The organism is Streptomyces roseolus, from assembly GCF_014649855.1.
GTDB lineage: Bacteria > Actinomycetota > Actinomycetes > Streptomycetales > Streptomycetaceae > Streptomyces > Streptomyces roseolus.
The window spans coordinates 1-20440 of record NZ_BMTV01000019.1 but is presented as its reverse complement, the minus strand read 5'-3'; the positions used below and the strand labels follow the sequence as shown (position 1 = coordinate 20440).

The following is a 20440-nucleotide window of genomic DNA, read 5'->3' as shown; positions in this document are numbered from 1 at the left end:
CTCCGCTGGGAAAAAGAGTACCCGAAGACCCAAGAAAAGGTAAAGGAAAGGGTAAAGGTCAATCAAAAGCGCAGGTCGGAGCGGTGGGAGCGCGGTGGGCCGCGATCAGCCGGAATTCCGCCGCCGCGCCTCACCCACCTGGCCGAGCACCTGCCAGAGCACCGCGCTGCCCGGCGGGACCGTCGGCGGCTCGTAGGTCCAGGCGTGACCGACCCACGGGTCGGCGAGGTGGTCGTCGGGCACCGGCGTGAGCCGGAGCAGCGAGCGCCACAGCGGGTCGAGCACCGGCCCGTACGCGGCGGCGTCGGCCCGGTCGGCGACCATCAGCAGGTGGACGCCGACCGAGGGGCCCTCGTCGGCGAGGTAGCGGAGCCTCGTGACGGCCCGGTCGTCGAAGCCGTGCGGGAAGTCGTGGACGACGAGCAGCTGGCGGGCCGGGTCGAAACCGGGCGGCAGGTCCTCGGAGGCGTCGCCGCGCACCGCCATCTGCAACAGGTCCACCCGCTCGGTGAGCTGGGCGAGGACGTCGGTGACCCCGGCCGCGCCCCGGGCCGGCGGGGCGGCGAGGACCCCCGTCTCGACGAGCGGCGCGAAGGCGGCGGCCCCGCCGCCGGCCGGGTCGAGGACGTGGACGGTGAGGGTGCCCGCGGGGTGGGCGGCGAGCAGCCGTGCGATGTGGGCGACGGCGCTGTCCAGGGCGAGCCGGCGCAGCTCCGCCTCGTCCAGCAGTCCGGCGGCCGAGGTGCGGCCGGGCCCCGAGTCCACCCAGAGGCCGCGCTCCAGCGGGAGCCGGACCAGGAAGGGGATCCTGAGGGCGCTCCGCTCGGGGACGTGGAGGTCGCCGAGACGGACCGCCATCGGGGGCTCCTCCGGGGCCCGGTAGGCGTGCCAGACGGGGTTGTCCCAGCGGGCGTAGGCGGCGGGCAGGGCGGGTTCGACGACCTCGGACTCGGCGGTGAGCTGCGCGAGGTCCCGGTCGAGGACCTCCTGGGCCCGGCCCATCAGCTCCTCGTGCGTGGCCCGGGCGGCGGCCCGCGCGGCGTCGCCGGCCCCGCCGACCCGGGTGCCCGGGTCGGCGAGGACCTGGTCGATGGCCCGGTCGAGGCGGTGGTCGGCGAAGTCGCGGGCGCTGCGGTAGGCGGCGACGGTCCTGGCCAGGTCCTCGAACATGCCCCACACCTGGTTGTACAACCGCTCGTCCATGGACCACCCGCCGGCGTCCCCGGCGACGGGCGCGGGCCGGGACTCCGCCGACGGCCCGGACGGCGGCGCGGCCGACGGCCCGGACGGCGGCTCCGGCGGCGGTACGGCTCCGGGGCCGGCGGCCGGGGCGGCCGGGCGGCGGCCCGGGTGGGCGTAGCTGATCGCGGTGGTGGCGGAGGAGGGGGCGGCCGGGGCGGTCTCGGGGACCGGCGGCGGCACCGGGGCGGCGGCCGGGGCGGCCGCGTCCAGGACGGCGGCTGCCAGGTCGGCGGCGGCCGGTGCGCCCTGGTCGGCGAGGAGGTCGGCGAGCCCGCCCTCGTACCCCTGCCCGACGGCGCGGACCTTCCAGGCGCCCTGGCGGCGGTAGAGCTCCAGGGCGACGACGGCGGACTCCCGGTCGAGGCCGGTGATGGTGTACGTGGCGACGGCGGTGCCCGCCGGGTCGGCGACGGTCACGAAGGGGGCGGCGGCGGTGCCGAAGCGGGCCGGGCCGCTCCCGCCCTGCGGCAGCGCGAGGAGCAGGGAGAGCCGGTGGACGGCGTCCGGGAGGGCCGCGAGGTCCACGGCGATGCGGTGCTCGGCCGCGGCCGTGACGGCCACCTCGATCCCGGGGCGCACGGGCGCGCCGGGGTGGGCGATCCACTCGGCGCCGGCGACGCGGCCCCGGTCGTCGCCGAGGGTGGCCCCGGCGACGACCGGGTGTCCGGCGGCGACCCGGAGTTCGAGTCGGGTGTCGGGCAGGGGGTGGTTCTGCCCCCGGACCAGCTCGGCCGTCATCTGGACTCTGTTTCCCCTCGGCGCTTCGGTCGGTCATGCGGTCGTGGATCGCTGCTACGGCCTCGTCATGCGGTCACGCGGGACAGCTCCCGGCGGGCCGGTGCCCGTCGGGAGCTGCGGTGCGGCGGCGGTGCGGCGGTGTCCGCCCCGCGGGTCCGCCTACAGGTGCGGCAGGATCGACGGCATCAGGTCCTGGAAGGTGCGGCCGTTGGCCGCGCTGCCCAGGGCGGTCATCTGCCAGCCGGAGCCGGCCCGGTGCACCTTCGCCATGATCTGCGCGGTGTACTGGCCGCCGCCGTCCAGGGTGTAGCGCGCCAGCTCCTGGCCGTTCGTCTCGTCGACGAGGCGGCAGAAGGCGTTCTGCACCTCCTGGAAGGTCTGTCCGGTGAAGGAGTTCACCGTGAAGACGATCTGGTCGATGTGGACGGGCACCCGCTGGAGGTCGACGAGGATGGCCTCGTCGTCGCCGCCCTGGCCCACGCCGCCCACGAGGTTGTCACCGGTGTGGCGGACGGAGCCGTCGTCGCTGACCAGGTGGCGGAAGAAGACGACGTCCACGGGCTGCTTCTCGGCGAAGAGCACCGCGGAGGCGTCCAGGTCGATCTCGCGGGTGCGGGAGCCGAAGAGCCCCCGGCGCGGCGCGGCCTGCCAGCCGAGCCCCATCCGCACCTGGGTGAGGCTGCCCCCGCCCTGCTTCTCCAGGCTGATGGCCTGCCCCTTGGTCATGTTGACCGTCACGCGCTGCCCCTCTCGTCGTTGTGGCAGCACCCTACGCAGGCCCACTGACAACGTGCCGGGCGCGGCCCGGTTTTGTGTCGGTCTTGCAACACACCGGGCCGCCGCGGGTCACGCCAGTCCCGCCTCCTTCATCTGCCGCAGCTCCTTCTTCAGTTCGGCGACCTCGTCCCGCAGCCTGGCGGCCACCTCGAACTGCAGCTCCGCGGCGGCGGCGCGCATCCGCTCGGTCATCTCCTCGATGACTCCGGCCAGTTCGGCGGCGGGACGGTCGCCGAGCTCCAGCGTCGAGCCGGCCTTGGCGCCCGCCTTGCCGGCCTTCCCCGCCTTCGGGGCGTGCGCGGCGAGCGAGGGCACCGGGGACTTGGCGCCCTTGCCGTCCTTGCCCTGGCGGTAGCCGGTGCCGAGCAGCTGCTCGGTGTCGACCTCCTCGCGGGCGATGGTGGCGACGATGTCGTTGATCTTCTTGCGGAGCGGCTGGGGGTCGATCCCGTGCTCCTTGTTGTAGGCGACCTGCTTCTCGCGGCGCCGGTTGGTCTCGTCGATGGCCTGGGCCATGGCGGGGGTGATGGTGTCGGCGTACATGTGGACCTGGCCGGAGACGTTGCGCGCGGCGCGGCCGATGGTCTGGATGAGGGAGGTCCCGGAGCGCAGGAAGCCCTGCTTGTCGGCGTCGAGGATGGCGACGAGGGAGACCTCGGGGAGGTCGAGGCCCTCGCGGAGCAGGTTGATGCCGACGAGGACGTCGTACTCGCCGGAGCGCAGCTCGCGGAGCAGCTCGATGCGGCGCAGGGTGTCGACGTCGCTGTGGAGGTAGCGGACCTGGATGCCGAGCTCCAGGAAGTAGTCGGTGAGGTCCTCGGCCATCTTCTTGGTGAGGGTGGTGACGAGGACGCGCTCGTCCCGCTCGGTGCGCAGGCGGATCTCGTGGACCAGGTCGTCGATCTGGCCCTCGGTGGGCTTGACGACGACCTCGGGGTCGACGAGGCCGGTGGGGCGGATGATCTGCTCGACGAAGCCGTCGGAGCGGGACAGCTCGTAGGTGCCGGGGGTGGCGGAGAGGTAGACGGTCTGCCCGATCCGCTCCTGGAACTCCTCCCACTTCAGCGGACGGTTGTCGAGGGCGGAGGGGAGCCGGAAGCCGTGGTCGACGAGGGTCCGCTTGCGGGAGGCGTCGCCCTCGTACATGGCGCCGATCTGCGGAACGGTGACGTGCGACTCGTCGATGACGAGGAGGAAGTCCTCGGGGAAGTAGTCGAGGAGGGTGTTGGGCGGGGAGCCGGGCTCGCGGCCGTCGAAGTGCATCGAGTAGTTCTCGATGCCGGAGCAGGAGCCGATCTGGCGCATCATCTCGATGTCGTAGGTGGTGCGCATGCGGAGGCGCTGGGCCTCCAGCATCTTGCCCTGCTTCTCCAGCTCCTGGAGCCGGCCGTCGAGCTCGCGCTCGATGTCGTTGACGGCCCGCTCCATGCGTTCGGGGCCGGCGACGTAGTGGCTGGCGGGGAAGACGTACAGCTGCTGGTCGTCGCTGATGATCTCGCCGGTCAGCGGGTGGAGGGTGGAGAGCGCCTCGATCTCGTCGCCGAACATCTCGATGCGGACGGCGAGCTCCTCGTACACCGGGAAGATCTCGATGGTGTCGCCGCGGACCCGGAAGGTGCCGCGGGTGAAGGCGAGGTCGTTGCGCGTGTACTGGATGTCGACGAAGCGGCGGAGCAGCTGGTCGCGGTCGATCTCGTCGCCGACCCTGAGCGGGACCATGCGGTCCACGTACTCCTGCGGGGTGCCGAGGCCGTAGATGCAGGAGACGGAGGCGACCACGACGACGTCCCGGCGGGTGAGCAGGGAGTTGGTGGCGGAGTGGCGCAGCCGCTCGACCTCCTCGTTGATCGAGGAGTCCTTCTCGATGTAGGTGTCCGACTGGGGGACGTACGCCTCGGGCTGGTAGTAGTCGTAGTACGAGACGAAGTACTCGACCGCGTTGTTGGGCAGGAGCTCGCGGAACTCGTTCGCCAGCTGGGCGGCCAGGGTCTTGTTCGGCGCCATGACCAGGGTGGGGCGCTGGAGCTTCTCGATCATCCAGGCCGTGGTGGCCGACTTGCCGGTGCCGGTCGCGCCGAGCAGGACGACGTCCTTCTCGCCGGCGCGGATGCGCCGGTCCAGCTCGGCGATGGCCGCCGGCTGGTCACCGCTCGGCTGGTAGGGGGAGACGACCTCGAAGGGCGCCACCGAACGTTCGATCTTGGAAACGGGCCGCATGCCACCACCGTACGACCCGCCACCGACAGTCGGGCGGTGATCGCCGCGTCACCAGTCCTGGGAGCGGTGTCCGCCGCGCGGGACGGAGCGGTGTCCGCCACGCGGAATGGGGCGGCGGGAACCGCGTCCGCCGGGCCGGGCGGTCCAGTTCGCGGGCTCCCCGTACCCGGGGACGTGCCGGGGGGCGGGGATGCCGGGGCGGTACGGGGCGCGGACCGGGGACCGCTGCCAGTCCGGGTCGCCCATGACGAGCAGCGGGTCGAACATGACGACGACGGCGGCGAGGATGAGGAAGACCGCCGGGCCGATCAGCATGGGCAGCAGCATCGAGCCCGTGGGGGCGCCGGCGGCCGCGGCGGAGGGGGCGGAGGGGGCGTGCAGGTGGACGCTGACGGCCGCCATGGCGGTGTAGTGCATGCCGCTGACGGCGACGCCCATGACGAGGCTGGCCCCGAGGCTGGCGAGGAAGCCGTGGACGGAGACCGCCGCCCAGAGGGCGGTGGTGGCGGCGACGACGGCGATGACCACGGAGAGGGCGACGGTCAGGGTGTCGTACTCGATCCGGCCGGGCAGTCGCATCCCGGCCATGCCGAGGTAGTGCATGGTGGCCACGCCGAGGCCGGTGATGGTGCCGCCGGTGACGAGGGTGAGCGCGGTGGCGCCCCGGTAGCCGACGATGAAGATGCCGATGCCGACCATGACGATGGCGACGGCGAGGCTGGCGAAGGTGATCGGCCGGTCGTAGTCGACCGGGGCCTGCTCGACCGTGAAGCCCAGCATGGCGATGAAGTGCATCGTCCAGATGCCGGTGCCGATGGAGGTGGAGCCGAGGGCCAGCCAGCCGGCCTTGAAGGATTCCCGGTGGCGCAGCGAGCGGGTCGTGCATCTCAGCCCCAGGGCGCCTCCGAGGCAGGCCATGAGGAAGGCCGCCACCGGCGTGACGATCCCGTAGCTGAATCCGTCGACCGTGCCCTGCATGAGCGTGTGCCCTCCCACCCCTGGCGCATGGACGTCCGAAAACAGTCGGTACCGCTGGGTAGTACTACCGGGGCGAGATTATGGCCCGCCGAGGGTTCCGCGGGCACCTGACCGGCGATTTTCCGGTCGCGAGACCGGAGCGAGACCGGTCTGTGACCTCGGGAGGGGGTCCCGCCGCCGGATCGCCGCCGAAGGACCGTTCTGGCTGACAGGCGTCGGTGGGGCGTGGCCGGAAAGGGGCGTCCGGGCGTGGCTGTCGGTGCCGGGCCGTACGGTGAGGGCATGGACATCGAGGACGGACCGCGCGGCGTGCGGGCCGAGTGGGCGGTGGTGGAGAGCGGCATCGGCCCGCTCTTCCTGGCGGCCACGGGGCGGGGGCTCGTGCGGGTCGAGTTCCACGCGGGCGGGGACCGCGGCACGCGGATGCCGGAGCGGCTGGCCGGGCAGCTGGGCGGCCCGGCCGTCGAGTGCGCCACGGGGCTGCTCGGGGAGCCGGTGCGGCAGCTGGAGCGGTACTTCGCGGGGGCGCTGCGCGCGTTCGAGCTGCCGCTGGACTGGTCGCTGACGACCGGCTTCAACCGCCAGGTGCTGCGCGAGCTGGCCACCACCGTCCCGTACGGGGCGGTGGTCGGGTACGGCGAGCTGGCGCGGCGCGTGGGCCAGCCGGGGGCGGCGCAGGCGGTGGGGGCGGCGATGGGTGCCAATCCGCTGCCGGTGGTGGTGCCGTGCCACCGCGTGGTGGAGAGCGACGGCGGCCTCGGCGGTTTCGGCGGCGGCCTGGAGACGAAGCGGAGACTGCTCGCCCTGGAGGGCGTGCTGCCGGAACCGCTGTTCTGAGCGGCTCCGGGCCCCGGGGCACGTCCTCCGCCGGGGTGGCCCGGGCCACCTGGGGTCCGGTTCCCCAACGTTCCCCTCGGGCGCGGGGGCTGGCACACTCCGGTAGTGACCGAAACGCCCGACGCCCCTGACATCCGTGTGCCCGGCAAGACCGCCGCGCCGCTCTCCCCCGCCGCTCTGCCGGCGCTGCGCCGGCGGGTCCAGGCCGTGCTCGTCACCACCCAGATCCTCGGCGGTCTCGGGATCGCCACCGGCGTCGCGCTCGCCGCCGTCCTCGCCACCGAGGTGAGCGGCACGGACGCGCTGGCCGGGCTCGCCTCGACGGCGACGGTCGCCGGGCCGGCCCTGCTCGCGATGCCGCTGGCGGCGCTGATGACGCGGCGCGGCCGACGGGCCGGCCTGGTGCTCGCCTACCTCCTCGGAGCGCTCGGCGCCGGTGTCGCGGTGCTCGGCGCGGTCCTCGGCAGCTTCCCCTTGCTGCTCGTGGGTCTGGTGGGCTTCGGCGCGGGCTCCTCGGCCAATCTGACGGCCCGGTTCGCGGCCGCCGACCTGGCGCCGCCGGACCGCCGGGCGCGGGCCATCTCGACGGTGGTCTGGGCGACCACGATCGGCGCCGTCCTCGGCCCGAACATCGCGGCGCCGGCCGGGCGGAGCGTCGCGGGCCTCGGCATACCCGTGGCCGCGGGCCCGTTCCTGTGGGCCGCGGTGGTCTTCGTGGTCTCGGCGCTGGTGGTGGCGCTGCTGCTGCGGCCCGATCCGCTGCTGACGGCACGGGCGCTGGCCGCGGCGGACGGGGCCGAGGACCGGCCCGAGGACCGGTCCCTGCGGGCCGGGCTGCGGGCGGTCCGCGAGTCGCCGCAGGCCCGGATCGCCCTGGTCACGGTGGTCGCCTCGCACACGGTGATGGTGTCGATCATGTCGATGACGCCGGTGGCGCTCACCCACCACGGGGCCGGGATCGAGCTGATCGGGCTCGTCATCAGCGTGCACATCGCGGGGATGTACGCGTTCTCGCCCGTCATGGGCCGGCTCTCGGACCGGCTCGGCCGGCTCGCGGTGATCGGCCTCGCGGTCGGGCTGCTGGGGATCGCCGCGCTCCTCGCCGGCACCGCGGGAGGGAGCCACACCCGGGTCGCGGCGGGCCTGTTCGTCCTGGGGCTCGGCTGGTCGGCCGGCCTGGTGTCGGGCTCGGCACTGCTGACGGACTCGGTGCCGCAGGCGGCACGGGCGTCCGTCCAGGGCCTGTCGGACACGGCGATGAACACGGCGGCGGGTCTCGGCGGCCTGCTGGCCGGAGTGGTCGTCTCCCAGGCGGGTTACGGTCCGCTCAACGCGATCGCCGCCTGTCTGCTGCTGCCGATGGCGGCCCTGGCCCTGCGGGGCGTGCTCCGCAGGGCCTGACCGGCGCCCGGGTCAGGGCAGGGTGATGTGGTACGCCTTGCGCAGCGTCTCGTGGACGGTCCAGGTGGTCCGGTCGCCCTCGCGGAGCACGCAGGCGTCACCGGGCCCGACCTCCAGGGTGGCGCCGCCCTCCACGGCGACGGTGGCCCGGCCGCTGACGACGACGAAGAGCTCGTTCGCCTCGGTGTCGGTGACCACGCCGGGGGTGATCTGCCAGATGCCGCGCAGCTGCTTGCCGTCGGCGGACTCCCACAGCACCTTGCCGGTCACCTCGGGAGTGCCGGACACGATCTGGGCGGGGTCGAGCGGGTCGGCCTCCAGCTCGGCGTCGGGGATGTGGACGGCGAAGGAGGGGAGGTCGTGAGTCGTCATGGCCGGTGACTGTAGCCGGGTCCCGGAGCGGCCCCTACGGCCGGGACGGCGGAATAAAACCCTCCGCTCACCGCTCTGACCAGGCACGTTCCCGATCCGGCCCGAGAGCGACGGATTCCGCACCGGGGCCTTGCCCGTCACCCGGGCGGGCCGGGCCCCGCTCCGCCCCGCCGCGCCGGACACCCGGAGACCGAATCCGTACCCCCTCCCACCCTCGTACGAAAGGGGGGTGGCGGGAGATCGCCGGCGGTGTTTGCGGGGCGGGCGGGCGCGCCAGACATGGACCATGACCACGACCACACTGGTGTCCGAAGAGGTACGGGACGCGCTCCGCGAGGGACGGCCCGTCGTCGCCCTCGAATCGACGATCATCGCCCACGGCCTGCCGCGCCCGCGGAACCTGGCCGTGGCCGTGGAGCTGGAGGAGTCGGTACGGGCCGAGGGCGCCGTGCCGGCCACCATCGCCGTGCTCGACGGCGTGGCGCGGATCGGCCTCGACCGGGCCGGGCTGACCCGGATCGCGGAGGACCCGTCGGTCCGCAAGCTCGGCCACCGGGACCTGGCCCCGGCGCTCGCCGCCGGCGCCACCGGCGCCACCACGGTCTCCGCGACGGCCCGGCTCGCCGACGCGGCCGGCATACGGGTCTTCGCCACCGGCGGCCTCGGCGGGGTGCACCGCGAGTGGCACGAGACCCAGGACGAGTCCGCCGATCTGCGGCTGCTCGCCGAAGTGGGCCTCACGGTGGTGTGCGCGGGCGTGAAGTCGATCCTCGACGTCCCGGCCACGCTCCAGCGCCTGGAGACCCTGGGCGTCACGATCGCCGGGTACGGCACCGAGACCTTCCCGGGCTTCTACCTCTCCTCCTCCGGCGAGCCGGTCGACTGGACGCTGCGCACCCCGGAGGAGGTCGCCGCGGTCATACGGGCCCGGGAGGCGCTCGGCCGCCCCTGGTCCGCGCTGGTCGTCGCCCACCCGGTGCCCGAGGCGGAGCAGCTGGACCCGGCGCTGCACGACCGGGTGCTGGCGCGGGGCCTCGCCGAGCTGAAGGAGAAGGGCGTCACCGGACAGGCCGTCACCCCCTTCCTCCTGGAGTACCTGACGACGCACACGGACGGCGCGTCCCTGGAGGCCAACCTGGCGGCGGTGCGGGGCAACGTCCGGCTCGCGGCCCGGATCGCGGGGGCGTACGCCGCGGGCGAGCGGTGACGGCGGCCGACGGGCCGGCGCCGGACGGGGCGCTGCTGGTCGTCGGGGACGTCGTCACGGACGTGGTGGCCCGGCACCGGGGACCGCTCGCTCCCGCGACGGACACGGCGGCCTCGATCCGCACCCTGCCGGGCGGCGCGGGGGCCAACGCGGCCTGCTGGGCGGCCCGTTCGGGGCGGCGGGACGTGCGGCTGCTCGCCCGGGTGGGCGCGGAGTCGGCCGCCTGGCACGGGCGCGAGCTGGCCGGGGCGGGCGTCCGCCCGCTCCTCGTACCGGATCCCGAGGCCCCCACGGCCACCGTGATCGCCCTGGTGGACCCGGCGGCCGAGCGGACCTTCCTGACGGACAGCGGCGCCGCGCTCCGCCTCTGCCCCGACGACTGGTCCGCCGGGCTCCTCGACGGCGTGGCCGCCCTGCACCTCTCCGGCTACCTGTTCTTCGCCCCGCCGAGCCGGGCGGCGGCCCGGCTCGCCCTGCGGGACGCCCGGGCGGCCGGGACACCGGTGAGCGTGGACCCGGCGTCGGCCGGCTTCCTGGCGGAACTGGGCCCCGAGCGGTTCCTCGCGGCCGTGGCGGGCGCCTCCGTGCTGCTGCCCAACGCCGACGAGGCCCGGCTGCTCACCGGAGCCCCGGACGCGGAGGCGGCGGCCCGGGAACTGAGCCGGCGCGTCCCGCTGGCGGTCGTGACCCTCGGCGCGGACGGCGCGCTGATCGCCGAGCGCGGCACGGTCACCGCCCGGGTCGCGGCCCCGGTCGTGCCGCCGGAGCGACGCCTTGACTCGACGGGCGCGGGCGACGCGTTCACGGGCGCGTTCCTCGCGGCGCGGCTCGCGGGCGCCGACCCGGCGGAGGCGGCGCGGGCGGGGTGCGCGGCGGGCTCCGAGGCGGTGACCGTGGTGGGCGGCAGACCGCCGTCGGGCCGCCCGTCGTCAGTCTGAGGCGAGGTCCCCGAGCCCGGTCCAGGCAGGGTGCCGCGGATCGTCGGCGCGGACGACGACGTCGGCGGTACCGGCCGGGTCGACCTCCGTCTCGTACCGGGCGAAGGCGGGCAGCGCCCAGGGCTCGCCGGTGCGCCGCGCGAGGGCGCCGGGCGAGAGCCGCAGATGGACGGTCAGGTCGAAGGGGAACCAGTGCCCGAGGAGGAACGGCCCGTGCAGCACCAGGACGCCGCCGGGCGGCAGCGTCACGTACGGGCTCCGGGTCGCCCGGTCCTTGACCGGGTCCCACAGATCGGGCAGCACCCGCCCGTCACCGCCCGGCTCCAGCGGCGTGAACACCTCGCGCCACAGGGCCCCGGTGTCGGTCCAGCCCTCGTAGTACGCGTCGGGATCCTGACGGCCGTGCTCGTACCGCAGCGACGCGGGCCGCAGGAACCCCTGGGTGCCGACGACGTGCACGGGCCGCCCGCGGTCCCGCAGCTGCTCCGCGAGCAGCCCGGCCAGCTCCTCGCCCCCGGCGGCCGGGGCCCCGTCGACGGCGACCTTCAGCCGATCGCCGCCGTCACCCGGCGCGAGCCGGTCCGCATGCCGCGCCAGTCGCCCGGCCATCCGGCCCCAGGTGATCGCCTCGTATCGCATCCCACCCATTCTGCCCCGCGCGCTCCCCCGGCTTGACCTTGCCACTGGCGTCACGGTTCCACCATCGGCCGCATGAACACCCTCGACACCACCGCCTCCCCCAGGGTCGTCCTCGTCACCGGCGCGGGCACCGGCATCGGCCGGGCCACCGCCCGCGCCTTCGCCCGGCAGGGCGCGACCGTCGTCGCCGTGGGCCGCAGGTCCGAGCCCCTGCGGGAGACCGCGGCCGAGGCTCTCGGCGCGATCCACCCGCTCCCCGCCGACGTCACGGCCGAGGGCGCGCCCGAGGAACTCGTCCGCCGCGTGCGCGCCGACCACGGCCGCCTCGACGTCCTGGTCAACAACGCGGGCATCGCCGCCGGCGGCCCCCTGGGCACCCTCGACCGGGCCGGGATCACACCCCTCCTGGAGACGAACCTGCTCGCGCCGGTGCTCCTCACCCAGGCCGCCGTCCCCGCGCTGCGCGCCTCCGGCGGGGTGGTCGTGAACGTGACGACCACCGTCGGCCAGCGCGGCTGGCCGGACAACTCGGTCTATCCGGCGACCAAGAGCGCCCTGGAGACCCTCACCCGCTGCTGGGCCGTCGAACTCGCCCCCGCCGGCGTCCGGGTGGTGGCGGTCGCCCCCGGCGCGATCGAGACCCCGATCGCCGACCACATGGGCCTCACCCCGGAGCAGCGCGAGGCCGTCCGCGCCTGGCAGCTCGCCCACACCCCGCTCGGGCGGATCGGGCGGCCCGAGGAGGTCGCCTGGGCGATCACCGCGCTCGCCGACCCCGGGGCCGCCTTCCTCACCGGCACCGTGCTCCCGGTCGACGGGGGCGCGCTGGTCGCGTGATACGACTGGGCGGATGCGCATCGGTGAACTGGCCCGCAGGACAGGCACGTCGGCGCGGTCCCTGCGCCACTACGAGCAGGCGGGCCTGATCGCCTCGGACCGCGCCGCCAACGGCTACCGGGTCTACGAGGAGGGCGCGGTGGTCCGCGTCGCCAACATCCGGTACCTCCTCGACGCCGGACTCACCCTCGACGACGTGGCGGCCTTCCGCTCCTGTCTCGACGGGGACCTGCCGTCGGTGCGCCCCTCCGCCCGGGGCCTGGAGATAGCCCGCGAGCGGCTCGCCGTGCTCGACGCCCGCATCGCCGCGCAGACGGCGGCCAGGAACCGGCTGGCGGCGGCCCTCGCCGCCCGGTACGACGGTGACGGGAGCCCCGCCGGAATGCCATGATCTGACCGACCGAAGGATCTTCGGGCGGTCGGGAACGGCGACTCGGGGGAGGACCACGGCATGGATGTGGCGCTGATAGCGGTGGCGGGCACGCTTCTCGGCGTGATCGCCACCCACTGGTTCCAGGGACGGATGACCCTGCGCACGGCGGCCCTCGCCCGGAACGAGCAACTCCGCCAGGAGCGGATCGCCACCTACAGCGCCTTCGCGGGCGCCGTCGTCGAGTACCGGCACAGCCAGAACGACCGCTGGTTCCGGGCCGTCGAGGAGCCCGGCTCCGAGGAGGCCGAGGAGTCGCGGCACGCCTCCTACCGGCAGCGGACCGCCGCCCGGCAGGCCCTCTTCCGCGTCCAGCTGGTCTGCGACGACGCGGAACTGCGGCGGCTCGCCGAGGCCGCCTTCGACGAGACGCACTGCATGCACGAAGCGGTCGGCACGGCCGACCGGACCCGCCGCTCCGAGCTGGCCAAGGACGCCCTCGCCCGGTTCGTCGCCGCCGCCGCGCCCGGGCTCCGCTGAGGACGGCGGTCATGGACCTCGTCGCCCCCGTCGTCGTCGAGCCGCTGCGCCGCCGCCGCTGCTCGGAGTGCCGGCAGGGTCCGCTGGAGCGGATGATCGTCGAGTACCACCAGCCGGTCTGCCTGGACTGCGCCGACCTCGGCCACCTCGTCTTCCTGCGCCGGGGCGACACCGCGCTCACCCGGCGCGCCCGCGAACAGAGCGCCCTGTGGGCGGTGGTGGTCCGCCACAACCGGCGCCGCACCCGCTACGAGCGCCAGGGGCTGCTCGTCGAGGAGGAGGCCCTGGCCCGGGCGGAGGCGGCCTGCCTCGCCGACGCGGAGGCCCGCGCGCGGCGCCGGGCCCGGGACGCTGAACGGCGCGCCGTGCGGGACGCCCGGATCACCGAGGCCCTGCGGGTGGAGATCCTGCGGCTCTTCCCCGCGATGCCGCCGGAGCGGGCCGCCGAGATCGCCGCCCACGCCTCCACGAAGGGCAGCGGCCGGGTGGGCAGGACGGCCGCCGGACGGGCCCTCGACCGGGGCGCCGTGACGGCCGCGGTCCGCGCCTCGGTGCGGCACGTGGACACGCCGTACGACGCGCTGCTGATGTCCGGGGTCCCCCGCCACCAGGCCCGTGCCCGGGTCTCCGCCGCCATCGAGACGGTGCTCCGCGCCTGGCTCGGGCCGGCGTCCGGGCACGGGGGCGCGCCCGGCGTGACGGGCGCGGAGGGGGCGCCGGGCCGGGCCGACCGCTGACGGCTCGGGCGTCAGCGGCGCCGGCCCCCGGCGTGGCAGGTCCGGGTCAGACCTGGTCGCCCGCGCGGCGGGCGCGGCGGTACATCAGCGCGCCGCCGAGAAGGAGCGCGGCGCTGCCGGCGGCGGCGTAGCCGACGGAGTCGCTGCCGGTGGCGGCGAGCACGACCCGCTCGGTCCCGCCCTGCGGGGCCGGGGCGGGCGCGGGCGCCGGAGCGGCGGGCTTCTCCTGCTCGGCGACCGGCTTCGGCGGAAGGTTGCGCACCGGGGTCTGGGGGCGCGGGGTCGGGGTCTCGACCTGCGGCTCCTCGGGGGTGCTCGGGGCGTTGACCCCGGTGTTGCCGACGGCCGGGTTGCCGATGCCCACGACGTTGACCGAGTTGCCGACGACGTTGACCGGCAGGTCGATCGGGAGCTGAAGGCCGTTGCCGGACAGCACGCCCGGGGAGCCCTCGGTGTGGCTCTCGGCGGTGGATCCGCCGCCGTTGACGGCCCCGCCGTCGGAGGAACCGCCGCCGGTCTGTTCGCCGCCGCGCGGGGTCACGGCCTCGTCCTTGTGGGTGCGGCCGGGACCGCCGTCCCGCTGTTCCCCTGCCGGGGCCGAGGTGTTGGCGCAGGCGTTCCCCATGGCCGGGTTGAGCAGCCCGACGACGTTGACGGTGTTCCCGCAGAGGTTGACCGGTACGTGGACCGGCAGCTGGATCGTGTTGCCGGAGCCGACTCCCGGGGAGCCGACCGCGGCGCCCTCGGCACCCGAGTCCGCGTGGGCGGCGCCCGCCGACAGCGCGAGCGCACCACCCGTGACCAACAGTGTGGCCAGACCACTTCGGCGCATCTGCCTCATGGCTTCCTGCCTTCCGGAGTTGCACGGGCGAGTGCCCGTACCGGAATAAACGCCACGAACGCGTCTGCCGGATCCGGCCGTCGCCGGGTTTCACTCCTTCGAGGGAGGTTCCGTTCGAGTGGCGACTCCGGACGGGCTTCAGCGGCCGAGGAGTTCGGTGAGGGCTCCGACCGGGTCGGAGTCGGGTGTGCCGCGCGGCCACCAGTCCTCGCGGCCGGGGTCCGATTCGTACGGGTACCACAGGCCGTCCTTGCCGAGCCGGAGTTGGAGCGAGGCGGTGGAGAGGTGGTTGCGCCAGGGGCGGAAGGCCGGGAAGTCGGCGGCGAGGAGGGCGGGTCTGGCACGGTCGAAGGGACCGGCGGGCGGGTCCCAGGGCTCTTCCAGGACCGCGAGGCCGGCCGCGCCGCCCTGGCGCCAGGCGGCGACGGCGCGGGCGAGGTCGGTGGGGGTGCGGTCGAGCGCGTCGGCCAGGTCGCGGTAGAGCGCGCGGGTCGAGGCGGTGAGGCCGGAACCGGGGTGGGCGGCGGCGAGCCGGACGGCATCCTGCCAGGGGGTGAGGCCGGCGACCGGGTCGTGGCCGGTGGCGAGGAAGGCGTGGGCGCGGGCGGCGGCCTCGCCGGCGAGCAGGTCGAGCGCCAGCGGGTCCGGGGCGTGCGGGTCCGGCGGGAAGACGGCGGGCCGTCCGGGCCGGTCGGGGAGCGGCAGCGGCGGGGGCGGCGGCAGCGGGGGCCCTGCGGCGAGCGCCTCGCGGGCGGGCACGGCGGGGAGGACGGGCGCGGCGGCGGTGGTCCCGGCGGCGGAGCGGACGGCGTTGCGCCGCGAGAGTTCGGCGAGGAGTTCGCCCTCGCCGCGGCCGCGCATCAGGAAGAGGACGAAGGGGTCCTCGTCGAGCAGGCGGGCGGCCTGGTAGCAGAGGGCGGCGGCGTGTTTGCAGGGGAAGCCGTCGTCGGGGCAGGAGCAGTCGGGGAGCAGGTCGCCGGGGGCGGGCAGCAGCCCTTCGACGGCCTCCAGGGCGTGTGGGACCTCCTTGTCGAGGAGGGCAGCCATGTGCTCCGGGCGGGCGGCGGCCCGGTCGAGGAAGAGCTCCCAGCCGTCGTCGCCGAGCGTCCGCATCCGGATCTCGGTGCGGTAGGGGCGGATCCGGCTGCCGTGCACGTAGGCGACGACCCGGCCGGGGGTGACGGTGATGGCGTCGACGTGGCCGCGCTCGGCGTACGCCCTGCCCCGGCCGAGGCGGGCCTGGTCGAGGGCGGTGCGCTCCAGGGCGGCCACCCAGGCGTTGCCCCACCAGGTGCCGGCGAAGCTGCCGTCGGCGGCCTCGCGGGGCGGGACGGCCGGGAAGGTGCGGCGGCGGTCGTCGTGGCGGGGGCCGGCTCCGCGCGGGGCGGGGCGGCCGGGCCGGGCTCCGGGGCGGTTCACGCGGACCTCCTCAGGGAGACCAGGTCGGCCAGTTCGCGGTCGGTGAGTTCGGTGAAGGCGGCCTCGCCGGAGCCCAGGACAGCTTCGGCCAGGGCCTTCTTGGCGCGGAGCAGTTCGGCGATGCGGTCCTCGACGGTGCCTTCGGTGACGAGCCGGTGGACCTGTACGGGCTGCGTCTGGCCGATGCGGTAGGCGCGGTCGGTGGCCTGGTCCTCGACCGCCGGGTTCCACCAGCGGTCGTAGTGGACGACGTGGCCGGCGCGGGTGAGGTTGAGGCCGGTGCCGGCGGCCTTGAGGGAGAGCAGGAAGACGGGGACCTCGCCCGCCTGGAAGCGGTCGACCATCCGCTCCCGCTCGGCCACCGGGGTGCCCCCGTGCAGGAGTTGGCTCCCGATCCCGCGGGCGGTGAGGTGGTCGGCGAGGAGCCGGGCCATCGTCACGTACTGGGTGAAGACCAGCACGGAGCCGTCCTCGGCGAGGATGGTGTCGAGGAGTTCGTCGAGGAGGGCGAGCTTGCCGGAGCGGCCGGCGAGGCGGGCGGTGCCGCCGCCGCGCGGGGCGTCCTCCTTGAGGTACTGGGCGGGGTGGTTGCAGATCTGCTTGAGCGAGGTCAGCAGTTTCATCACCAGTCCGCGCCGGGCCATTCCCTCGGCGGCCTCGATCAGGCCCAGGGTCTCACGGACCACCGCCTCGTACAGCGAGGCCTGTTCGCGGGTGAGCGGCACCGGGTGGTCGGACTCGGTCTTGGGCGGCAGTTCGGGGACGATGCCGGGGTCGGACTTGCGGCGGCGCAGCAGGAAGGGGCGGACGAGCCGGGCGAGCCGCTCCACCGCCTCCTCGTTCTCCAGCTCCTCGTGGTTCTCGGCGGCGCGGGCGTGCCGGGCGCGGAAGGCCTTGAGCGGGCCGAGGAGTCCGGGGGTGGTCCAGTCGAGGAGGGCCCACAGCTCGGAGAGGTTGTTCTCCACGGGAGTGCCGGTGAGGGCGACCCGGGCGGGGGCGGGGAGGGAGCGCAGCGCCTTGGCGGTCGCGGAGAACGGGTTCTTCACGTGCTGGGCCTCGTCGGCGACGATCATCCCCCAGGACCGCTCGGCGAGCCGGGCGGCGCGGGTGCGCAGGGTGCCGTAGGTGGTGAGGACGATCCCGCCGTCGAGGTCGCCGAGCTCGCGCGCGGCTCCGTGGAAGCGGCGGACGGGCACGCCGGGGGCGAACTTCGCGGCTTCCCGCTGCCAGTTGCCGAGGAGGGAGGCGGGGCAGACGACGAGGGTGGGTTCGCGGCGGGCCCGGCGCAGGTGGAGGGCGAGGACGGTGACGGTCTTGCCGAGGCCCATGTCGTCGGCGAGGCAGCCGCCGAGGCCGAGCGAGGTCATCAGGTCGAGCCAGGCGAGGCCGCGGAGTTGGTAGTCCCGCAGGGTGGCGGTGAGTCCGGGCGGCGGCGCGGCCGGCTCGGGGCCGGCGAGGAGCCGGTCGCGGAGGACGGCGAGCGCGCCGACGGGCACGGCGGGGACGGTCTCGCCGTCGACCTCGGCGCTGCCGGTGAGGGCGGCGGCGAGGGCGTCGACCGGTTCGAGCAGGCCCAGTTCGCGCTTGCGGGCCTTGCGGACGAGGTCGGGGTCGACGACGACCCAGCGGTCGCGGAGGCGTACGACGGGGCGGTGGGCCTCGGCGAGGACGTCCATCTCGCGCTGGGTGAGCGGGTCGCCGTCCAGGGCGAGCTGCCAGTCGAAGCGGAGCAGTTCGGTGGAGTCGAAGAAGCTGGTGCCGTCGGTGGCGGAGCCGGGCGCGGAGCGGGCGGGGCGGACGACGGCGGAGGCGCTGAGGGAGCGGGCGAGGTCGCGCGGCCAGTGCAGGGCGACCCCGGCGTCGGCGAGCCGGGCCGCGGCCGGGCCGAGGAGCTCGTACAGCTCGGCCTCGGTGACGGCGAGGACGTCGGGCGCGTCCCGTTCCAGGAGCCGGCCGAGCGGGGTCCAGATCCGGGCGGCGCGGCGCAGCGCGAGGAGGGCGTCGATCCGGGCGCGGGGGCCGAAGTGCTCGCCCTCCCCCGCCCAGAGGGCGGCGGCGTCGATGACGAGGGTCGGGTCGGCGAGGCTGTGCACCTGCGGGATGGCGGCGGCCGCCCGCCGCTCGGGGCCGCCCCCGGCCTCGTCGGCGCTGTCGAACAGTTCGGCGGCGGAGAGGTCGAGGCGGAGCGAGATCCGCACCCCGGCGTCCATGCCTGCGGCGGCCTCGGCGGCCCAGGCGCGGGCCCCGGGGAGGTGCTGCGGCGCGGCGGCGGCGAAGGGCGCGCCGACCGCGTGCACGGCGGCGGGGGTACGGGGCAGGGTGTCGGCGACCGCGTCGAGGAAGGCCCGCACCAGGGCCTCCGGATCGGGCAGGGCGAGCGGGCCTGGCCCCGCGACGGGCACCGCGTGCGCCTCGTACGGCATGGCGGCGGCGACGGCGCGCAGATGGGCGATGTCCTCGGCGTCGAGCGGTCCGGCCCGCCAGGTGTCCAGGTCGTCGGCGGTGAGGCCGGGCAGCAGCCGGCCGCGGGCGACGAGGTGGAGGGCGTGCAGGGCGGCGGCGCCCCAGCAGGCGGTGGCGGGGTGGGCGGCGGGGTGGTGCCGGGCGGCGACCAGCAGGGGCAGGGCGGTGGCCACCGGCAGGGTGACGGCGGGAACCTCGCGGCGGCGGGTGCCGGTGCCGTGCCGGCGGGCCACGGCGATCCGGGTGGACTCCGCGCCGGCGAGGTCGTCGGGGGCGGGCAGCGGCGCCCCGTCGGGCGCCCAGAGGGCGATCCGGCCCTGGCGCGGCAGCGCCGCGGGCAGGAAGACGGCGGCACGGGCCGTCCAGCGCTCCGTCATGTGCCGCCCTTCCTCCCCGGGGTCCACCGGCCGGCGCGGAGCCTCCGCGCCGGTAGCCCCGACCTTACGGGCGGGGTCTGACAACGGACGCCGGCGTGTGTCCCCCGGGCGGCCCAATCCCGGATGACAGCCGTCTCCGACGGCGGGAGGGTTGCGTCGACCAGCACTTTCGCCTCCGGGGCTGCCGCCGACCGCCTCGCCCGCCCGTTCGAAGGGGATCCGCCATGTCCGTTCGCCGGCGTCTCACGACCGCCACCGGGGCCGTGCTCCTCACGCTCACGGTCGCGGGCTGCTCGGGCCTCGGCCGCACCGCCGTCGGCCCCGTCACGTACGAGACGCGCGGGGAGAAGGTGGTGCGGGTGATGAGCCCGCCGGTGAGGGGCTGCCACCGGATGCCGCTCGGGGCGACCCGGGTCGAGAACGGCACCCTGGTGGACCTGATCCTCTACCGGACCCCGCACTGCCGGGGCGAGGACACGATCTACCTGCCCACCAACAGCGCCGACTCGATCGCGCCGGGCACCCTGGCCTGGCACAGCTACTCGATCGTGCACTGAGCCCGGCTCCCGGCGCCGTTCCCTTCGCCCCCGGACGGGTCCATGCTGGAAGTGCCCGCGGAAAACCGACGGAAGAGGGCGCCGCCATGCGTACCGGTAGCGAGCCGGCCACCGCGCGCAGCGCGCTGCGGCTGCGGTTCTGGCTAAGTGCCTGGGGAATGGTGTGGGCGGTCTTCGGCACGGTCGCCTTCGTGCTGGTGGGCCGCCCGGGCTGGGCGATCGCCTGCGGGGTGCTGCTCCTGGTGGTCGCGGCCGATCTGACGATGGTCCTGCGCCGTCTGCGGCAGGGACCGCACTGGCAGCCGGGCCGTGACGTCCCGCCGTACGAACCCGACCACGGCGACGGCCGGGAGCGGGGCGGGTACGACGGCGACCGGGGCGGCGGGTGGCCCCGGCGTCCGGACGGCGACGGCCGGGACCGCGGGGAGCGCTGAGCCCCGGCGGACCGGGCCGTCAGTCCTCGGTGCCGAAGCCCGCGGCCCGTACGTACTCGGGACGGGGGTCGAGCGCGGCGGCCAGCCGGAAGTGCCGGGTGGCCCGGGCGTCCTGCCCGGAGCGCTGGAGGGTGCGGGCGAGCGCGAAGTGGGCGAAGGCGTTGTCCGGCTCCCGCTCCAGGACCAGCTCGAATTCCAGTTGCGCGGGCCGCAGCTGGGCGGCGGCGAAGAAGGCCCGCGCCCGCAGCAGCCGGGCCGCCGTGTTCTCCGGGTGCTCGGCGATGACCGAGTCCAGCAGTTTCACGGCACCACGCGGGTCCCGTGCGGCCAGCAGCTGCTCGGCGGCACGGAAGTCGATGACGTGCGTCTCCGGATTTCTCTCGGCCATGAACTGCATCCTTCCCACGATCCGGGTGCTGGACACCGGACGGGCGCCCGGCGTCTAGGGTCTGTTGTGAAAGTGCTGGTCACAGCCACTCGTTGATGGCTGCGACCAGCACGGTCGCTTCGTAGCGGACG

The 20440-nt window shown here is 75.4% G+C and carries 20 protein-coding genes; 10 read left to right on the top strand and 10 right to left on the bottom strand.

Features of this window, described 5'->3' with window-relative positions:
• Positions 1-105 precede the first annotated feature (105 nt).
• From IE245_RS22235 to IE245_RS22220, 4 genes are all read right to left on the bottom strand, one after another.
• The gene (locus IE245_RS22235) at positions 106-1980 is read right to left on the bottom strand and encodes a TerD family protein (protein ID WP_189950311.1); all 1875 of its coding nucleotides are present in this window, start codon (positions 1978-1980) and stop codon (positions 106-108) included.
• A gap of 159 nt (positions 1981-2139) precedes the next feature.
• Positions 2140-2718, bottom strand: coding sequence for a TerD family protein (locus IE245_RS22230; RefSeq protein ID WP_189950309.1), 579 nt, complete (start codon positions 2716-2718; stop codon positions 2140-2142).
• A 108-nt stretch (positions 2719-2826) separates the two neighbouring features.
• On the bottom strand, positions 2827-4974 hold the full coding sequence (gene uvrB / locus IE245_RS22225; protein WP_189950307.1) for an excinuclease ABC subunit UvrB: 2148 nt from the start codon (positions 4972-4974) through the stop codon (positions 2827-2829).
• A gap of 48 nt (positions 4975-5022) precedes the next feature.
• Positions 5023-5952 carry an MHYT domain-containing protein gene (locus IE245_RS22220; RefSeq protein WP_189950305.1) on the bottom strand — a complete coding sequence of 310 codons (930 nt, stop codon included), beginning with the start codon at positions 5950-5952 and terminating at the stop codon, positions 5023-5025.
• A gap of 282 nt (positions 5953-6234) precedes the next feature.
• Between IE245_RS22220 and IE245_RS22215 the strand changes: the two genes are divergently transcribed.
• On the top strand, positions 6235-6789 hold the full coding sequence (locus IE245_RS22215) for a methylated-DNA--[protein]-cysteine S-methyltransferase (protein ID WP_189950303.1): 555 nt from the start codon (positions 6235-6237) through the stop codon (positions 6787-6789).
• Between the two features lie 105 nt (positions 6790-6894).
• Positions 6895-8190, top strand: coding sequence for an MFS transporter (locus IE245_RS22210; RefSeq protein WP_189950301.1), 1296 nt, complete (start codon positions 6895-6897; stop codon positions 8188-8190).
• 12 nt (positions 8191-8202) lie between these two features.
• Here the strand turns inward: IE245_RS22210 and IE245_RS22205 are convergent, their stop codons facing one another.
• The gene (locus IE245_RS22205) at positions 8203-8562 is read right to left on the bottom strand and encodes a cupin domain-containing protein (protein WP_189950299.1); all 360 of its coding nucleotides are present in this window, start codon (positions 8560-8562) and stop codon (positions 8203-8205) included.
• A gap of 286 nt (positions 8563-8848) precedes the next feature.
• Here IE245_RS22205 and IE245_RS22200 point away from each other — a divergent pair, with 286 nt between their 5' ends.
• Positions 8849-9769 (top strand): pseudouridine-5'-phosphate glycosidase, encoded by a 921-nt coding sequence (locus IE245_RS22200; RefSeq protein WP_189950297.1) that lies wholly within the window; start codon positions 8849-8851, stop codon positions 9767-9769.
• Complete coding sequence (locus IE245_RS22195) at positions 9766-10707, top strand: carbohydrate kinase family protein (RefSeq protein WP_189950294.1); 942 nt, start codon at positions 9766-9768, stop codon at positions 10705-10707. Before IE245_RS22200 ends, IE245_RS22195 begins: the two co-directional genes overlap by 4 nt.
• On the opposite strand, the gene IE245_RS22190 is transcribed toward IE245_RS22195, so the two are convergent.
• On the bottom strand, positions 10699-11346 hold the full coding sequence (locus tag IE245_RS22190; protein ID WP_189950292.1) for a nucleoside/nucleotide kinase family protein: 648 nt from the start codon (positions 11344-11346) through the stop codon (positions 10699-10701). The two genes, IE245_RS22195 and IE245_RS22190, sit on opposite strands and share 9 nt — an antisense overlap.
• Before the next feature lie 72 nt (positions 11347-11418).
• Between IE245_RS22190 and IE245_RS22185 the strand changes: the two genes are divergently transcribed.
• The 4 genes from IE245_RS22185 to IE245_RS22170 are packed head-to-tail and all read left to right on the top strand — an operon-like array spanning position 11419 to position 13830.
• A complete protein-coding gene (locus tag IE245_RS22185) occupies positions 11419-12183 on the top strand; it encodes an SDR family NAD(P)-dependent oxidoreductase (protein WP_189950290.1) in 765 nt (254 codons plus the stop codon).
• Between the two features lie 13 nt (positions 12184-12196).
• The gene (locus IE245_RS22180; protein ID WP_189950288.1) at positions 12197-12574 is read left to right on the top strand and encodes a MerR family transcriptional regulator; all 378 of its coding nucleotides are present in this window, start codon (positions 12197-12199) and stop codon (positions 12572-12574) included.
• 60 nt (positions 12575-12634) lie between these two features.
• A complete protein-coding gene (gene kilB, locus IE245_RS22175; protein WP_189950287.1) occupies positions 12635-13093 on the top strand; it encodes a plasmid transfer protein KilB in 459 nt (152 codons plus the stop codon).
• Between the two features lie 11 nt (positions 13094-13104).
• Positions 13105-13830, top strand: a complete 726-nt coding sequence (locus IE245_RS22170; protein ID WP_189950285.1) for a DUF2293 domain-containing protein — start codon at positions 13105-13107, stop codon at positions 13828-13830.
• A 46-nt stretch (positions 13831-13876) separates the two neighbouring features.
• Here IE245_RS22170 and IE245_RS37950 read toward each other — a convergent pair whose 3' ends face one another.
• From IE245_RS37950 to IE245_RS22155, 3 genes are all read right to left on the bottom strand, one after another.
• Entirely contained in the window at positions 13877-14671 is a 795-nt protein-coding gene (locus IE245_RS37950; RefSeq protein ID WP_189950283.1) for a chaplin, read from the bottom strand.
• A gap of 138 nt (positions 14672-14809) precedes the next feature.
• Positions 14810-16090, bottom strand: a complete 1281-nt coding sequence (locus tag IE245_RS22160) for an SWIM zinc finger family protein (protein WP_189950281.1) — start codon at positions 16088-16090, stop codon at positions 14810-14812.
• A complete protein-coding gene (locus IE245_RS22155; RefSeq protein ID WP_189950279.1) occupies positions 16087-18930 on the bottom strand; it encodes an SCO1167/SCO6262 family helicase in 2844 nt (947 codons plus the stop codon). The genes IE245_RS22160 and IE245_RS22155 overlap by 4 nt, the downstream gene beginning before the upstream one ends.
• A 224-nt stretch (positions 18931-19154) precedes the next feature.
• Between IE245_RS22155 and IE245_RS22150 the strand changes: the two genes are divergently transcribed.
• Positions 19155-19487, top strand: a complete 333-nt coding sequence (locus tag IE245_RS22150; protein WP_189950277.1) for a hypothetical protein — start codon at positions 19155-19157, stop codon at positions 19485-19487.
• 86 nt (positions 19488-19573) lie between these two features.
• Positions 19574-19921, top strand: a complete 348-nt coding sequence (locus IE245_RS22145; protein ID WP_189950275.1) for a DUF6343 family protein — start codon at positions 19574-19576, stop codon at positions 19919-19921.
• Between the two features lie 19 nt (positions 19922-19940).
• Here the strand turns inward: IE245_RS22145 and IE245_RS22140 are convergent, their stop codons facing one another.
• Positions 19941-20309 carry a tetratricopeptide repeat protein gene (locus IE245_RS22140; RefSeq protein WP_031002694.1) on the bottom strand — a complete coding sequence of 123 codons (369 nt, stop codon included), beginning with the start codon at positions 20307-20309 and terminating at the stop codon, positions 19941-19943.
• Between the last annotated feature and the right edge of the window lie 131 nt (positions 20310-20440).

Bases quoted from the DNA above. Each gene is read 5' to 3' on its own strand.
- IE245_RS22200 (WP_189950297.1), top strand. From the start codon at position 8,849: ATGACCACGACCACACTGGTGTCCGAAGAGGTACGGGACGCGCTCCGC.
- IE245_RS22190 (WP_189950292.1), bottom strand. From the start codon at position 11,346: ATGCGATACGAGGCGATCACCTGGGGCCGGATGGCCGGGCGACTGGCG.
- IE245_RS22150 (WP_189950277.1), top strand. From the start codon at position 19,155: ATGTCCGTTCGCCGGCGTCTCACGACCGCCACCGGGGCCGTGCTCCTC.
- IE245_RS22180 (WP_189950288.1), top strand. From the start codon at position 12,197: ATGCGCATCGGTGAACTGGCCCGCAGGACAGGCACGTCGGCGCGGTCC.
- IE245_RS22235 (WP_189950311.1), bottom strand. From the start codon at position 1,980: ATGACGGCCGAGCTGGTCCGGGGGCAGAACCACCCCCTGCCCGACACC.
- IE245_RS22140 (WP_031002694.1), bottom strand. From the start codon at position 20,309: ATGGCCGAGAGAAATCCGGAGACGCACGTCATCGACTTCCGTGCCGCC.
- IE245_RS37950 (WP_189950283.1), bottom strand. From the start codon at position 14,671: ATGAGGCAGATGCGCCGAAGTGGTCTGGCCACACTGTTGGTCACGGGT.
- IE245_RS22215 (WP_189950303.1), top strand. From the start codon at position 6,235: ATGGACATCGAGGACGGACCGCGCGGCGTGCGGGCCGAGTGGGCGGTG.
- IE245_RS22170 (WP_189950285.1), top strand. From the start codon at position 13,105: ATGGACCTCGTCGCCCCCGTCGTCGTCGAGCCGCTGCGCCGCCGCCGC.
- IE245_RS22220 (WP_189950305.1), bottom strand. From the start codon at position 5,952: ATGCAGGGCACGGTCGACGGATTCAGCTACGGGATCGTCACGCCGGTG.
- uvrB (WP_189950307.1), bottom strand. From the start codon at position 4,974: ATGCGGCCCGTTTCCAAGATCGAACGTTCGGTGGCGCCCTTCGAGGTC.
- IE245_RS22155 (WP_189950279.1), bottom strand. From the start codon at position 18,930: ATGACGGAGCGCTGGACGGCCCGTGCCGCCGTCTTCCTGCCCGCGGCG.
- IE245_RS22185 (WP_189950290.1), top strand. From the start codon at position 11,419: ATGAACACCCTCGACACCACCGCCTCCCCCAGGGTCGTCCTCGTCACC.
- kilB (WP_189950287.1), top strand. From the start codon at position 12,635: ATGGATGTGGCGCTGATAGCGGTGGCGGGCACGCTTCTCGGCGTGATC.
- IE245_RS22205 (WP_189950299.1), bottom strand. From the start codon at position 8,562: ATGACGACTCACGACCTCCCCTCCTTCGCCGTCCACATCCCCGACGCC.
- IE245_RS22145 (WP_189950275.1), top strand. From the start codon at position 19,574: ATGCGTACCGGTAGCGAGCCGGCCACCGCGCGCAGCGCGCTGCGGCTG.